The following is a 13,698-nucleotide window of genomic DNA, read 5'->3' as shown; positions in this document are numbered from 1 at the left end:
GAGGCGCGCGGCGACGAGGCCGCGGCATCGGCCCCGGCGGCGTCGAAGTACCGCGTGCTCCGTCCGCGAACCGGCCGAACAGGCGGCCGTCGCTGGGGCGCGAACCGGCCCGCGAGGTACGGCAGCAGGCTGGTGCCGACGGCGCCAGCCAGTGCGACCGGCACGCCCACGAAAACGCCGTACTTGAACCCGACGAGCGCCGACAGCAGGCTGATCGGCCACCCGAGCAGCGGGCGAACTGCGTACAGGCCGACGAGAATCGCGGGAGACCACGGGCTGGCGAGTGCCGTCCGGAGCACGCCGAGCGCTCGATCCGGGCGCACGACGACGGCGACGACGACCACTGCGGCGACCAGCACGCCGGCCGCGTACCGCTTCATCGGCGCCCGCTACCCAGCGCGCGCGTTTCAAGCTGTTCATTCCGCGGGTCGTCGCACACAAGCGTTAAGCGCACCGTCGACACACCACGCTGTATGGCCGACGGCGACGACCACCTGGACGCCCACGACGACGTCGACGACCCCGTCGAGGTCGGCGTGGAACTGCTCTCGAAACTCGAGTTCGAGTCGCTGTCCGTCGCGGCCGCCATCGACCGCCTGGAGACCGTGACCACGCACCCACGAACGACCCGCGAGATCCTCGAGGAAGCCGAGCGTCGCGGCGTCATCGAGCGCGACGGCGGCGACGTCCAGCCGCGTGGCAGCGGCTACGTGTCCTTCCAGTCGGACGTCGTCACGAAAGACGGGGAGTTCTCGTGTCGGCGCTGCGGCGCGACAATCTCGACTGGCTACTTCATCAACTTCGAGTCTGGAGAACTCGGCGCGTTCGGTTCCTCGTGCATCCGGAAAGTCACGGGACGGGAGTGAGCGCTCCGGTCCGACTACTCGTCGTCAGCGAGGTCGCGGAGCGCGTCGAGGCGCTCCCGGTGTTCCTCGAGGACGGCCTGCTGGGCGTCCAGGACTTGTCGCTGCCGGTCGAGGGCGCTTCGGTGCTTGTCGAGCGCGGTGGCCATCTCTTCGACCGCCGCTTCGAGCTCGTCGAGTTCCGCGTCCAGTTCCTCGGGGTCGACCGGCGGTTCGACCGCCGCCGCGGCGGTCTGGAACCCGCTTGATGCGAACTCGTCTTCCTCGTCGTCCGGTTCGCTCGCAGCGGGTTCGCCCGTCTGCGCGCTCGCCTGTCCGGCGCTCGCGTCTGCCGACTCCGCGCTCGCGTCCGTCGTCGTCGCGCTCGCGCCCGTCGTCTCGGTACCCGCATCCGTCGTCCCGGCACTCGACTCCGTCGTCGTCGCACTCGGTCCAGCCGGCTCCGTCTCGTCGTCCTCGCCGACGGTGCTCGTGTCGATGGGGTCGACGCCGCCGCCGAACGACACCTCCTCCGTGGACGTGTCGGCCTCCTCGTCGACGTTCATCTGCGCGAACTCCTCGGCGCTGGCGGCGTCGTGGTACGCGTACACCGCGTCCTCCACGGTCTCGCGGACGTCGCGGAACTGCTCGTTCGGCGCCTTGATGCGCTGGGTGCGCGACGTGGTCTCGAGGACGAGTTGGCTGGAGACGTTGCCGTCCTCGACGTCGAGGCCCGTGATGGAGTCGTAGCCGATCTCCTCGAACTCCGGGCCCCAGACGGCCTCGCCGACGTGTTTCACGACGCGGTCGCTGGTCACGACGAGCGTCAGTTCGCTGAACCGGTACGTGCGCTTGACCGTCTCCCCCGGCTGGGTGACGTCCGCGGCGTTCAGCACGCCCGCGATGATCGGGTGCAGAACGTCGTCGAGGCTCCCCGAGGGGACGGAGAACGACGCCTCGCCGTCGAGCCCGTAGTCGAGAGTAATCGACGCTTTCCGGCGGCCTTCGCTGACGACGATTCCCTCGGCGTCGTGGGCGTAGTCGTCGACGGATTCGTCGCTCAGCAGGCCTTCGGCGGTGTAGACGAGCGTTCTGGTCGGCGTCACGAACACGGCGTCCTCGCCTTTCAGCGGGACGTGTGCGGCGACGTCCTCGTCCCCCAGCGAGGACTGGACGAGCGCAGGTACGTTCATGTACGCTCGAAGCAACCGCCTCGGCTTAAACCCGGCGGGTAGCCGAGGCAGATGAGAACGTTAAAGAATACCCTCCCCCTAGCCGGAGTTGAGCCCGGGTGGCTTAGCTGGTCATAGCGCCGCACTCATAGGGTTCAGAGCTTCGGTGCGGCATCCCACACGCCACGTGGATGCTCAGCATGTCCGCGAGGCCCGCCGAGCCTCGAACCTGGGACATGCGGAGATCGAGGGTTCAAAACCCTCCCCGGGCACTTCTGCGACGCACCGACGAACGATGTGCGGAGACGGTCGTGTGAAGACCCGAGAGGGGGTTTCGAAGCCGTCGAATCGTCGCGTCCGAGCACAGCGACGACGACCGTCTCGGTTCGTTCAAACTCCCACTCGATATCTCGTGCGTCCTCACTCAGTGATCGACGCGAGTGTGCTGGAGACGTGGTCGATTTCGCTCCTGGGACGCGTCCCGTCAGTCGCGCTCTCGGCGAACGAACACTGTCACTGAGGACGACTGAATGCCGGGGGTGTTAGTGAACGAGTCGTTAGCAGAACCGCCGTTCGCGTGGCGTCCGGCCCGCCGGACCGCAGGGACGGTCTGAACACCCGTTGTTGCCGCCGTCGTTGGCCGCACTGCCGAAACTACGACAACGGCACGAAAAAGCCCGATAAAACGTCTAAACGTCTCTCGAACGCTCGTAAAACGTCGGGAACTCGGCGTAGGTTGAGTGAAACGAACTGAACTCTGACCAACTGTCTCCCTCCTATATGGGGGAGCCGACTGTACGGTGGAGTAACGAGGTGAGACCCAATGTCAACGCCTTCCCGCTCCGCACTCGCTGAAGTCGCTTCGGACGCCGTCAAGACGCCCGCGTCCGCCACCCTCCTGAAGCCCTTCGAGGTCGCCGGCTTCTGGGCAGCAATCACCCTCCCGTTCCTGTACACGCCGCTCGTGCTCGCTGGTCCCGAGACAGCGGCCGAACAGACCGCGCTCGTCGCGCTGGTCGCCCTCCACGTGGTCGCGCTCGTGCTCGGTCACCGCCACAACAAGACGGACTGACGCCCGCGGTTCGCGTCGCTTAACACAGCCGCCCCCGTCGGTTCCCGCATGGGTCTCGACGCCGTTTCGTTCGGTCGAACCGGACTGCAAGTTTCTGAGGTCGCGTTCGGCACGTGGCGGTTCGGCCGCGAGAACGACGAAGGCGACATCGAGGTCGGCCGGGAGCGCGCCCACGAGTTACTCGACACCTACGCGAATGCCGGCGGTCGCTTCATCGACACCGCGGACATGTACGGGAGCGGCCGCGCCGAACGGTACATCGGCGAGTGGCTGGCGGACCGCGACCGCGAGGACTTTGTGATCGCGTCGAAGGTCTACTGGCCGACCCGGGACGACCCGAACGGCAGCGGCCTGAACCGCAAACACCTCCGGAACAACGTCGACGAGATTCTCAGCCGCCTGGACACGGGCTACGTCGACGTGCTGTACACGCACCGCTGGGACGACGACACCCCCGCCCGCGAGTTCATGCGGACGCTCGACGAGTTCGTGCGCGACGGGAAAGTCCACTACCTCGGGACGTCGACGTTCGAGCCGAACGCCTGGAAGGTCGCGAAGGCCAACGAGATCGCACGCCGCGAGGGCTTCGAGCCGTTCACTGTCGCGCAGCCGCGGTTCAACGCCGTGAATCGCGAGATCGAGGGGAACTACCTCGGGATGTGCGATGACTACGACGTCGGCGTCGTACCGTGGTCGCCGCTGGCGGGCGGCTTCCTCACGGGGAAGTACACGCGCGGCGAGGCGCCGCCCGAGGGGACCCGGGGCGCGACCGACCAGCAGTTCGTGGACTCCTACCTGACGCCGGAGAACTTCGACGCGCTGGAGGAAGTCGAAGCCGTCGCCGAGGCGGTCGACGCGACGCCGGCCCAGGTGGCACTGGCGTGGCTGCTCCACCACGAACAGGTCGTCGCGCCGATCACGGGCGCGCGAACGCCAGAACAGCTCCGCGAGAACCTTGCGGCGGCGGACATCACCCTGACCGTCGAGCAGTTCGACCGCATCGCGAACGCGAAGTAACGCGGCGCCAGAGCACCGTTTTCCGAATTAGGTCCTTCTTAATCGCCGTACGCCCGGAACTCCGTGATTTCGGCGCGGATGGCGTTCCGCTTCAGGAGCACGAATCCGGTGACGATGAGCGCGAACCCGGCCGCGGTGTACGCGGTCGGCGTCTCCCCGAGGAACGCGAGGCCGGTCGCCGCCGCCGCGACGGGTGCGGCGTACGACACGAGGTTGATCTCGATTGGCCCGAGGCGTTCGAGCAGGTCGAAGTAGATGAGGAAGCCGGCGGCGCTGGCGACGACGACGAGGTAGCCGAGCGCGAGGATGGCTTCGCCGGTCCACTGCACGTCGCTCACGGACTCCGTAATTGCGACGCTGGCGACGTGCATCAGGCCCGCGCCGAGCAGCATCGACCACGCTTCCATCGTTTCGATGGGGAGGTCGGCGTCGACGCGGCGCGTCAGCACGCTCCCGAGCGCGAACGACGCGGCCGCGAGGAACACGAGGAACATCGACACCGTGCGCGCGTTCAGGAGGTTGTTCGGGTCGGGGCGACTCAGCAGACCGACGCCGACGAAGCCGACGAGCAGGCCGGCGATGCCCAGCGTCGTCAGGCGCTCGTCGGGGAGGAAGACGCGAGCGAACCCCGTGGTCAGAATCGGTGAGAGGCTGACGATGATGGCGGCAGCGGCGCTGGTCGTTCCCTGTTCGCCGACGAACAGGAACGCGTGGTAGGCCGCAATCATGAACGCGCCGCCGACACCGACGAGCAGCCATTCGTTGGGACTGCGCGGCCGCCACCGGTCTGTCGCGTACCCCGCGTACCCGAGCATCAGGACGCCCGCGAGGTCGTAGCGGAACGCCGCGAACAGCACCGGCGGGAAGTACTCCAGACCGGCCTTGATCGCCGTGAACGCGCTCCCCCAGGCCACGGCGAGCACGACGAACAGGGTCGCGTTCCTGAATCTCATCGAACCGCCTCCAGAACGCGCCGTCCGGGCCGGAAGTTGGTCACGCCGATGCTGGGAGCGCGGCGACGTTTACGCTTTCGAAGCCGTGCGTGGTTTGCCGGCGACGGCGGAGCGTGCCGCTAGCTCGGCTGGCGACGATGGTCTGTGTCGTTGCCTGGCTGGGGACACAGCGCGTGTCGCCAGCGGTTCGTGGCTCCCGCTCGGTCTACCCGCTGCGTTCCTCGTGGAGCGCGCGGAGGACGTCCTGCCGCGTGACGATGCCGACGATGACGTCGTCCTCGACGACCGGGACGCGGTTGACGTCGCGTTCGTCCGCCGCCAGGATGGCGAGCACGTCGTCGACGTCGGCGTCCGGTTCGACTGTCAGGACGTCCTCGGTCATGATGGTCTTCACGGGCTTGCTCGCGTTCCTCGCGAGGTCGAGTTCGGTCTCCAGTTCGTTCCACGACAGGTCGAAGCCGTAGTCCAGGGTCTCGAGGAACGGCGGCAGGCCGATCGGAATCCAGACGGTGTGGCTCTTCGGCTGGAACAGCTCCACGAAGTCCCGCTGGGTGACGACGCCGAGGAGCCGGTCCTCGTCGTCCACGACGGGAAACCCGGTGAAGTCGCGGCTGGCCAACTGCTGGAGGACGTCGCTGATCTCGTCGTCCTGGTGGACGGTTTCGACGTCCGCCGTCATCAGGTCGCGTGCTTCCATACGCGAGCAGTCGCGGGCACGCCACGTATCGCTTTGGGAAGCCGCCGCGACCGTCTGGTATCGCCTGGCGGTGCAGGGAGCCGTGTACCGTTGGACGGTCGACGTCCCCCGCGAACCTCCCTCGTAACGGCGTATTGCTTAAGGTACAGTAGTCGTTACACCGGACATGGCCATCGTGGGCCGGTCGAACCTCCGAGACCTGTTCGACGACGCGCCGACCCCGCACATCGCGCACCCGCCGGAGTCCCACCGGCGCGACTTCTACGTCGCAACGGACGGCTCGTACTCCAGCGACGGCAGCGGCCTCGGCGTCATCGTCGAATCCCGGACGGGCGACCGGATTGCCCGACTGGCGGTGCCCGACGAAGCTCCGAACAACAACGTCGCCGAGTACCGAGCGCTCCACCTCGGTCTGGACGTGCTCGCGGCGCGCGCGCCGAGCGACGCGCGCGTCGGCATTCTCGTCGACCACAACGACCTCGCGGGCGACGTGAACACCGCAGTGCTCGCCGCGCGAGCCCACGACTATCGCCCGATTACGGACTTCTCGCCGCCCGCGGGTGCGGGCCACCACTGGCGCGGCATCCGCGCTCGCGTCGTCGGATTCGAGGCGGCTCGGGCCGCCCAGCTTGACAGCAACACGAACCCGGCCCACGTGCTCGCGAACGAACCCGAGCAGTACGCGCACGTCAACGACGAACCCGCGCGGTGTCTCGTGCCGGCGTTCGACGACCCAAGCGAGGACCCGAAGGTCCCGCCGCCGTCCCGCAGCGACCGGCGCGCCAGCGACTGACGGCCTCGCCAGTATCGTTTCAGCGTCGAACGATTCGGTCGCTTCGAGAAAACTGCTAGTCGCCGCTGCGCGGCAGTCCGTCTGCTGGACAGTCGGTCGTTGTACTGCGCGGCAGTCCGCCTGCCGAGCAGTCAGTCGTTCTGCTGTGCGTCGACGGCCGCGACGGCGGCGAGGTTCACGATGTCTTTCACCTCGTCGCCCCGCTGGAGGACGTGGACGGGTTTGTCCATCCCGACCAGCATCGGGCCGATTGCGTCCGCGCCGCCGAGGCGCTGGAGGAGCTTGTACCCGATGTTGCCGGCTTCGAGGTTCGGGAAGATGAGGACGTTCGCTGGTTCGTCCAGGTCGCTGAACTCGTAGGTGCCCTCGAGGATGTCCTCGACGACTGCGGTGTCGGCCTGCATCTCGCCGTCGACGGGGAACTCGACGTCGTCGTTCTCGCGGAGCATGCTGGCGGCCTCGCGGGGCTTGCGCGTGCCCTCGTTGTCGACGCTCCCGAAGTTCGAGTACGACAGCATCGCCACGCGCGGGTCGACGTTGAACCGGCGCGCGAGGTCCGCGGTGTGGCGTGCGACCTCCGCGAGCACGTCGGCGTCCGGTGACTGATTGACCGTGGTGTCCGCGCAGAAGATGACGCGGTTCTTGAACGTGAGCAGGTAGACGCCGGCGACGTAGTCGGCGTCTGGCGCGGTGCCGACGACCTGCAGCGGCGGCTTCAGCGCGCTCGGGTAGTGGTGCGTGAGGCCCGTGAGGAACGCGTCAGCGTCACCGGCCTCGACCATCGTCGACCCGAGGTAGTTCGGGTCGCGCTTCACGAGCGATTCGGCCTCGCTCTCCGTGATGCCCTTTCGCTGGCGGAGCTCGTAGAGGCGGTTGGCGTACGCCTCGTGGTCGCCCTCGCCGGGGTCGACGATGTCGGGGTCGAAGTCGAGGCCGAGCCCGGACACGACGCCGTCGATGGTGTCGCGGTCGCCGATGAGCACGGGGTCGGCGATGCCTTCCTCCTGCATCTGGTAGGCTGCGCGGATCATCTTCTCGTCGTCGCCCTCGCCGAGCGCGACGCGCTTGGGTTCGCTTTTCGCCTTGTTCAGGACGATGCGCATCATCTCGCGGCTCTTCCCGAGGCGCGCCTCCAGTTCCTCGCGGTACGCCTCGAGGTCGAGGTCGCGGCGCGCCACCCCGGACTCGACGGCTGCCTCCGCGATGGTGGGCGCGACCTCGAACAGCACCCGCGGGTCCAGGGGCTTCGGGATGATGTAGTCCGGGCCGAACTGCAGCGGCTGGTCGCCGTACGCCTTCACGACGGCGTCCGGGACGTCCTGTTTCGCGAGGTCAGCGAGCGCCTCCGCGCACGCGACTTTCATCTCCTCGTTGATGTCCGTGGCGCGGACGTCCAGCGCGCCGCGGAAGATGAACGGGAACCCGAGCACGTTGTTCACCTGGTTCGGGTAGTCCGAGCGGCCCGTCGCCATGATGACCGTGTCGTCGCGGGCGTTCTTCGCGGTCTCGTAGTCGATTTCGGGGTCCGGGTTCGCCATCGCGAACACGATGGGGTCGTCGGCCATCGACTGCACCATCTCCTCGCTGACGATGCCGCCGACCGAGAGGCCGACGAACACGTCCGCGCCCTCCATGGCGTCCGCGAGGTCGCCGCCGGAACCGGGCTGAGCGAACTCCGACTTGAATTCGTTGACGTCGCGGTCCTCGGTGATGATGCCCGAGGAGTCACACATCGTGACGTTCTCGCGCTGGACGCCGAGGCTGACGTAGAACTTCGCCGTCGCGATGGCGGACGCGCCCGCGCCGGAGAAGACGACCTCGAGGTCCGAGAGGTCCTTGCCCGCGATCTCCGCGGCGTTCAGCAGTGCGGCGCCGGAGATGATGGCGGTGCCGTGCTGGTCGTCGTGGAACACGGGGATGTCCATCTCCTCGCGGAGGCGCTCCTCGATTTCGAAGCACTCCGGCGCCTTGATGTCCTCGAGGTTGATGCCGCCGAACGTCGGTTCCATCGCTGCGACGGACGTGACGATGTCCTCGGCGGACGCCTGGTCGAGTTCGATGTCGAAGACGTCGATGTCCGCGAACCGCTTGAACAGGACGCCCTTGCCCTCCATGACGGGCTTGGAGGCCTGCGCGCCGATGTCGCCGAGGCCGAGGACGGCCGATCCGTTGGACACGACGCCGACCAGGTTCCCCTTCGCGGTGTACGTGAACGCGTCCTCTGGGTCGCTGTCGATGCGCCGACACGGCTCAGCGACCCCCGGCGAGTACGCCAGCGAGAGGTCCCGCTGCGTGTTCGTCGGTTTCGTCGTCGAGATCTCGATTTTCCCGGGTGGGTCGCTGGCGTGGTATTCCAGCGAGTCCTCGTCAAGTCCCATACTCAGACCTGCCGCGGCGACGGGCAAAAACCTGTCCCAACGCGTCGAATCTCACTTCGTCGTTCGTCGAATCACACGTTCCCGGACCGCCGGAGAAGACGACAGCCATACGTATCGAGCGCGGTAAGCCCCGGGTATGTCCCGCCGCTCGTACCAGCTCGCGGCCGTGACCACCGTCCTGACGTTCGCGCTCATCCTCATCGGCGAGTTCACCGCCGTCTCCGGGTCGGGCGCGACCTGCGGCCTCCGGTGGCCGGACTGCAGCGGGCAACTGCTCCCGTTCGGCCTCCAGTTGCACGACTTCGTCGAGCAGTTCCACCGCTCGGTCGCGATGGTCGTCGGCTTCTTCATCCTCGGCACCGGCGCCGTCGCGTGGCGGAACTTCGACGAGCGCGACGTCCGCATCGGCGGCGTCCTCGCCGTCGTCCTCCTGCCGCTGCAGGTGATTCTCGGCGGAACCACCGTGACGTTCAGCGGCCTCGTCCCCTGGGGGTACATGCCGATCACGCAGGCCATCCACCACCTCGCCGCGCTCGCAATCTTCGGCACGCTCGTCTACACTGCCCTGCGCATGCGCGAACTCGTGGGGCTCGGCGTCGGACGCGTCCGGTCCGCCGCCTTCGCCGGCCTCGCACTCCTCCCCATCCAGCTGGCGTTCTCCCGGAACACGCTGTTCGCGGTGTACGGGACGCGCGTCCAACTCCTGCACCACGCCTTCGAACTCCTCGTGTTCGCCGCCGCGCTCGCCGTCTTCGTGTGGGCCCAGCGCCGTACCTCGACGCGCGCCGCCCGCGCGGGCTGGGTCGCAGCCGGCCTCGTCACCGTCCAGATCCTCATCGGCACCGGCGTCGTCCAGTTCTCGGCGACCGTCCAGATTGCCTACTACGTCCTCGTGGCCGCGACGGTAGCGCTGTTCGTCCTCGCCGCGCGCGCTTCGACCGGCCGGCAGGCCACGCCCACCGCCGCGGATTAGACGCGGGCTGGTCGCGACGCCCAGTTCTCGATAGTCCTGGTACGTTCCTCCAGCGGAGTTCCGATGTCGGTGGCTGTCTCGTCCGTCTGCTCCTCAGAACAGCCGTTCGGACGCGAGCTCAGCGCCCTCGACGAGCGCTTCGAGTTTCTTCCACGCAATGCTGGGATGGACGGCGTTGGCGCCCTCGACGACCGTCTCCAGGCCGCAGTCCGCGCCGGCGACGATGCGTTCCGGGTCGCCGACGGCCGCGGCGAACCGTTCCAGACGGTCGGCGACGACTTCCGGGTGTTCGACGATGTTCGTCTTGACGTCGATGACGCCCGGAACGAGCCGCCAGCCGTCGGGCAGCGGGTACTCCTCGAAGGTCTGGAACTCGTGCTGGTGGCGGGGGTTGGCGCCCTCGATCACGAGGCCGCCGATGTCGGCCTCGTAGAACTCCTCGATGACGTCAGTGAGTTCGACGTCCCGGTGGTGGGGGCCCTCGTAGTTCCCCCAGCAGGCGTGCAGGCGGATCTGGTCGTCCGGAATCGAGCGGACCGCGCTGTTCAGCGCCTCGATGTACGTCCCCACGAGGTCCCGGAACTCCTCGACCGAGCAGTCTTTGTGCGTGAGCGTGAAGCCGGCGAGCAGGTCCGGTGCGTCGATCTGTAGCGTCGCCCCGGTTTCGGCGACGAGTTCGTACTCGGTGCGGAGCGCGTCGGCGAGGTCGAAGACGTACTCCCGGTCCGAGTCGTGGTACTCGGTTTCGGTGAACCGGAGCACGGCGCCCGGCGAGGGAACCGTGTGGAAGCGCTCCGGGAAGGACACCCCCTCGGCTTCGACGGCTCTGTCGAAGCGCGCGAGCTCGTGCTGCAGGTCCTCCGCACCGACGTACTCGATTGGCCCCCTGGCGACCGGCCCCCCGATGTTGTCAGTGTCGCCCAGCAGCGTCTCGCCGTACTCCGGGAAGTCCTCGAGGTCGGAGGGCCACTCGCGCTCCATCGTGCCCTCGCCGAACCCCGACAGCCGGTTCGTCACGTCGACCGAGTACGCGATGCGGCTCTGTTCGCCGTCGTTGGCGACGTCAAGGCCGACCTCTGCCTGCTTCCGGACGACGGTCCTGACGGCCTCGTCGACCGCTTCGTCGAAGCGCTCCGGGTCCGGGTCCGGGGCGGCGAGCAGTTCCCGTAGCTCCGGTGACCGCGGGAGACTCCCGACGTGCGTGGTCTGGATCGAGCGTTCGCTCATAGCACACCACTATCGGCCCGCATACAAGATTCTGCTGCCAGTGTCGCGCTCCTCTCGAACGCAGTACCCCGGGAGCCGTGCCGGTATCACCCGTCAGAAGAACTCGTCCAGACCGGCCTGGTCGTCGTCGCTCCCCGCGTCGTCGGCACCTGTGTCTTCGCTGCTGGCGTCCTCGCTGCTGGCGTCCTCGCTGCTCGCGCCGTCGCTCTCACTGGCGTCGTCGCTCTCCGCCCCGAAGTCGTCGAGTCCAGCGTCACCGTCGCTGTCGCTTACGCCCTCGTCGTCCGCGTCGTCTCCAATTCCGCCGAAGTCGTCGTCTGCGGACGCTTGCCCCTCGAAGGCCCCGCCGGAGTGCTCGACGGCCCGGTCCGCTTTGAGCGATTCCGCGTCCTCGACGATGGACTGCACTTTGTTCGTCGTCTCCCCGGAGCCCGTGACGAACGAGACGTGTTCGGCGTCCAGGTCGTAGGCCGCAGTCATCGCCACCGTCAGCTCGCGGTTCTTGCAGTGGTGGGTCATCGCCGCGAGGAACGGCACGATCTGGCGGCGCGCCGTCGACATGCTGCACCCGCTGACTTCCGCGACGTTGCGCGCGACGTAGTCGCGCTTCTCGCGAGTCGCCCGCGAACTCCCGAGCTTCCGCCAGTACGACGGCGGGCCGTACCGCGTCCACCCGCCGTGGTCGTTCCGGCGAGCGGCCGCCACGCCCGCCGCGATGTTGTCCGTCGCGTACCGCCAGTACGAGTACTCCTGGGTCGCGCGCACCCGACCCAGCCAGACGTCCGCGTTCGACAGGAACTCGTAGGCGACCGCGAGTTCCTCGCCGTAGTAGTCTTTCGGGACGTTGTCCTCCACCCAGTTGATGAGGTCGTCGGGCGTCTCGTCGACGTCGTAGGCCGCCTGGAGCGCGTCCTGCGCGCCGAGGTTCTTGATGAGGTCGTCGAGGAAGTCGAAGACGCCCTCCGTGCGGTCGCGCTCGCCCATCACCACGTCGTCGACCGTGAGCGTCTGGTCGGTCTCCGCCAGCGCCTGCAGGTCGTTGACCGCCGACCGCAGGTCCCCGGCGTTCTGCTCGGCGATTGCCTCCAGGGCCGCCTCCTCGTAGTCGACGTCCTCCCGCCGGCAGATGTCGCGGAGGACAGGGACGATGGAGCGCTTCGAGACGTCCCGGAACTCGATGTCCTGGCACGCGTTCCGGAGCGAGTTGCTCATGTCGTAGTACTCGTTGGCGATGAGGACGATGGGCTGCGTGGACTCCTTGACGAGGCGCGTGATGGCCGCGGAGCCGCCGCGGTCGACGTTCCCGTGGAGGTTGTCCGCCTCGTCGAGCACCACGAGTTTCCGGCCGCCCGTCCCGCCGGTCAGCGTCCCCGACATCGCCGCCTCCCCGGCGACGCGCTCGACGACGTCGGCCGTGCGCTGGTCGGAGGCGTTCAACTCCGTGACGTCCCAGCCCTCGTCGGCCGCGAGCGCGTGCGCCGCCGACGTCTTCCCGACCCCGGGGCTACCGTGCAGGACGACGGCCTCCCCGTGGTCCTCCCAGGTGTCCGCCCACTCCCGCAGGGCGTCGCGGGCCTTGTTGTTCCCGCGGACCTCGGACAGCGACGACGGACGATACTTCTCCGTCCAGTCTACCATTACGACGGCCTAAGTCGGAACCGCGTTTAGTGGTTGCGGAGCGCAAGTCCCGGCGTGGTCGCGCGACCGCGGATCTGAGCCAATTGGGGGCAGACGGCCTGCCACAAAGGCTATTCCCACACAGGAGACCTAGTACTGTATGTCAGAAACGGACTCCGCGCTTCCTCGAGGAGTGTCCCTCCGGAACGGCTTCGCCGCCGGCACGCTCACGTTCGTGCTGGGGTACCTCGTGACGTACGTCTGGCAGTCGGGGACCATCCGCGACAGCCTCCAGGGGTACAACGCGGTCATCGAGTTCTTCGGCGGCGACCCGATTCCGGCGTGGCAGGCAGTCGGCTGGCTGTTCTACAACGCCCACTTCGTCGCCGTGACGTATCCGACGTTCGGCGGGGGGAGCGTTTCGATGAACCTCATCGCCGACGGGAACGCGCCGACCCTGCTGTACGTTGTCCCGCCAGTCTTGCTCGTCGTCGCCGGGTTCGCTCTCGCGCGGAGCGCTGGCGTCCGCGACTTCGACAGCGGCGCCATCGCCGGCGCGAGCGTGGTCGTCGGCTACCTTGTGTTCGCGGTGCTGGGTCTCGTCGCGTTCCGCTACACGGCGGGCGGGTCGACGATGCATCCCGAGTACTCGGTCGGCGTGCTCCTCGCGGGCCTCTTCTACCCCGTCGTGTTCGGGGGCATCGGCGGTGCAATCGGCGCGACGACGGCGACCTGAGGCGCGCTCAGACGTCCCTGGCGAGCATCTCGCCCCAGTGCTCGAACCCGTGCCGCTCGTAGAACGTTTGCGCGCGCTCGTTCTCCCGGTCGACGTCCAGCACCATCCTGTCCAGTGGCAGGTCCTGCTGGCGGGCCACGGCGAGCGCGGCGTCCAGCAGGTCGTCTGCGACGCCGGCACCGCGGGCGGCCGGGTGGACGTACACTTCGTTCAGGACGGCC

At 67.9% G+C, this 13,698-nt stretch carries 13 protein-coding genes, 1 tRNA gene and 1 pseudogene; 7 read left to right on the top strand and 8 right to left on the bottom strand.

Going from position 1 to position 13,698, the window contains the following annotated elements; genetic code table 11:
* A pseudogene (locus GRX66_RS10460) lies at positions 1-380 on the bottom strand (TVP38/TMEM64 family protein); the annotation flags it as partial.
* Positions 381-473: 93 nt separating this feature from the next.
* Between GRX66_RS10460 and GRX66_RS10455 the strand changes: the two are divergent.
* Complete coding sequence (locus GRX66_RS10455) at positions 474-866, top strand: DUF5830 family protein (protein WP_159526507.1); 393 nt, start codon at positions 474-476, stop codon at positions 864-866.
* A gap of 14 nt (positions 867-880) precedes the next feature.
* On the opposite strand, the gene GRX66_RS10450 is transcribed toward GRX66_RS10455, so the two are convergent.
* The gene (locus tag GRX66_RS10450; RefSeq protein WP_159526506.1) at positions 881-2,035 is read right to left on the bottom strand and encodes a DUF7115 domain-containing protein; all 1,155 of its coding nucleotides are present in this window, start codon (positions 2,033-2,035) and stop codon (positions 881-883) included.
* Between the two features lie 92 nt (positions 2,036-2,127).
* On the opposite strand from GRX66_RS10450, the gene GRX66_RS10445 reads away from it, so the two are divergent.
* The 3 genes from GRX66_RS10445 to GRX66_RS10435 all read left to right on the top strand — a co-directional run bounded on the left by GRX66_RS10445 (position 2,128) and on the right by GRX66_RS10435 (position 4,103).
* A tRNA-Met gene (locus tag GRX66_RS10445) sits at positions 2,128-2,286 on the top strand.
* A gap of 551 nt (positions 2,287-2,837) precedes the next feature.
* Positions 2,838-3,086: a hypothetical protein gene (locus GRX66_RS10440; RefSeq protein ID WP_159526505.1), complete on the top strand. Its 249-nt coding sequence runs from the start codon at positions 2,838-2,840 to the stop codon at positions 3,084-3,086.
* A 48-nt stretch (positions 3,087-3,134) separates the two neighbouring features.
* On the top strand, positions 3,135-4,103 hold the full coding sequence (locus GRX66_RS10435) for an aldo/keto reductase (RefSeq protein WP_159526504.1): 969 nt from the start codon (positions 3,135-3,137) through the stop codon (positions 4,101-4,103).
* 38 nt (positions 4,104-4,141) lie between these two features.
* On the opposite strand, the gene GRX66_RS10430 is transcribed toward GRX66_RS10435, so the two are convergent.
* Both GRX66_RS10430 and GRX66_RS10425 read right to left on the bottom strand, forming a co-directional pair.
* On the bottom strand, positions 4,142-5,056 hold the full coding sequence (locus GRX66_RS10430; protein WP_159526503.1) for a DMT family transporter: 915 nt from the start codon (positions 5,054-5,056) through the stop codon (positions 4,142-4,144).
* A gap of 205 nt (positions 5,057-5,261) precedes the next feature.
* Positions 5,262-5,753 carry a CBS domain-containing protein gene (locus GRX66_RS10425; protein WP_159526502.1) on the bottom strand — a complete coding sequence of 164 codons (492 nt, stop codon included), beginning with the start codon at positions 5,751-5,753 and terminating at the stop codon, positions 5,262-5,264.
* 166 nt (positions 5,754-5,919) lie between these two features.
* Between GRX66_RS10425 and GRX66_RS10420 the strand changes: the two genes are divergently transcribed.
* Positions 5,920-6,546, top strand: coding sequence for a ribonuclease H (locus GRX66_RS10420; RefSeq protein ID WP_159526501.1), 627 nt, complete (start codon positions 5,920-5,922; stop codon positions 6,544-6,546).
* A gap of 131 nt (positions 6,547-6,677) precedes the next feature.
* On the opposite strand, the gene GRX66_RS10415 is transcribed toward GRX66_RS10420, so the two are convergent.
* Positions 6,678-8,924, bottom strand: coding sequence for an NADP-dependent malic enzyme (locus GRX66_RS10415; protein WP_159526500.1), 2,247 nt, complete (start codon positions 8,922-8,924; stop codon positions 6,678-6,680).
* A 136-nt stretch (positions 8,925-9,060) separates the two neighbouring features.
* On the opposite strand from GRX66_RS10415, the gene GRX66_RS10410 reads away from it, so the two are divergent.
* Entirely contained in the window at positions 9,061-9,897 is an 837-nt protein-coding gene (locus GRX66_RS10410; protein WP_159526499.1) for a COX15/CtaA family protein, read from the top strand.
* 93 nt (positions 9,898-9,990) lie between these two features.
* On the opposite strand, the gene GRX66_RS10405 is transcribed toward GRX66_RS10410, so the two are convergent.
* Positions 9,991-11,124, bottom strand: coding sequence for a cobalamin-independent methionine synthase II family protein (locus GRX66_RS10405; protein ID WP_159526498.1), 1,134 nt, complete (start codon positions 11,122-11,124; stop codon positions 9,991-9,993).
* Between the two features lie 93 nt (positions 11,125-11,217).
* Complete coding sequence (locus tag GRX66_RS10400) at positions 11,218-12,762, bottom strand: replication factor C large subunit (RefSeq protein ID WP_159526497.1); 1,545 nt, start codon at positions 12,760-12,762, stop codon at positions 11,218-11,220.
* A 139-nt stretch (positions 12,763-12,901) separates the two neighbouring features.
* Between GRX66_RS10400 and GRX66_RS10395 the strand changes: the two genes are divergently transcribed.
* Positions 12,902-13,477: a transporter gene (locus GRX66_RS10395; RefSeq protein WP_159526496.1), complete on the top strand. Its 576-nt coding sequence runs from the start codon at positions 12,902-12,904 to the stop codon at positions 13,475-13,477.
* A gap of 7 nt (positions 13,478-13,484) precedes the next feature.
* Here the strand turns inward: GRX66_RS10395 and GRX66_RS10390 are convergent.
* Positions 13,485-13,698, bottom strand: a 214-nt coding sequence (locus tag GRX66_RS10390; RefSeq protein WP_159526495.1) for a GNAT family N-acetyltransferase, incomplete at its 5' end; no start/stop codon positions are given.

Source organism: Halobacterium bonnevillei, from assembly GCF_009831555.1.
Classification (GTDB): domain Archaea; phylum Halobacteriota; class Halobacteria; order Halobacteriales; family Halobacteriaceae; genus Halobacterium; species Halobacterium bonnevillei.
Note: the sequence above shows the minus strand (reverse complement) of the source record. Positions and strands in the feature narration are given on the sequence as shown.

Coding starts and splice junctions, on each gene's coding strand:
- GRX66_RS10455 (WP_159526507.1), top strand. CDS start 474: ATGGCCGACGGCGACGACCACCTGGACGCCCACGACGACGTCGACGAC.
- GRX66_RS10450 (WP_159526506.1), bottom strand. CDS start 2,035: ATGAACGTACCTGCGCTCGTCCAGTCCTCGCTGGGGGACGAGGACGTC.
- GRX66_RS10440 (WP_159526505.1), top strand. CDS start 2,838: ATGTCAACGCCTTCCCGCTCCGCACTCGCTGAAGTCGCTTCGGACGCC.
- GRX66_RS10435 (WP_159526504.1), top strand. CDS start 3,135: ATGGGTCTCGACGCCGTTTCGTTCGGTCGAACCGGACTGCAAGTTTCT.
- GRX66_RS10430 (WP_159526503.1), bottom strand. CDS start 5,056: ATGAGATTCAGGAACGCGACCCTGTTCGTCGTGCTCGCCGTGGCCTGG.
- GRX66_RS10425 (WP_159526502.1), bottom strand. CDS start 5,753: ATGGAAGCACGCGACCTGATGACGGCGGACGTCGAAACCGTCCACCAG.
- GRX66_RS10420 (WP_159526501.1), top strand. CDS start 5,920: ATGGCCATCGTGGGCCGGTCGAACCTCCGAGACCTGTTCGACGACGCG.
- GRX66_RS10415 (WP_159526500.1), bottom strand. CDS start 8,924: ATGGGACTTGACGAGGACTCGCTGGAATACCACGCCAGCGACCCACCC.
- GRX66_RS10410 (WP_159526499.1), top strand. CDS start 9,061: ATGTCCCGCCGCTCGTACCAGCTCGCGGCCGTGACCACCGTCCTGACG.
- GRX66_RS10405 (WP_159526498.1), bottom strand. CDS start 11,124: ATGAGCGAACGCTCGATCCAGACCACGCACGTCGGGAGTCTCCCGCGG.
- GRX66_RS10400 (WP_159526497.1), bottom strand. CDS start 12,762: ATGGTAGACTGGACGGAGAAGTATCGTCCGTCGTCGCTGTCCGAGGTC.
- GRX66_RS10395 (WP_159526496.1), top strand. CDS start 12,902: ATGTCAGAAACGGACTCCGCGCTTCCTCGAGGAGTGTCCCTCCGGAAC.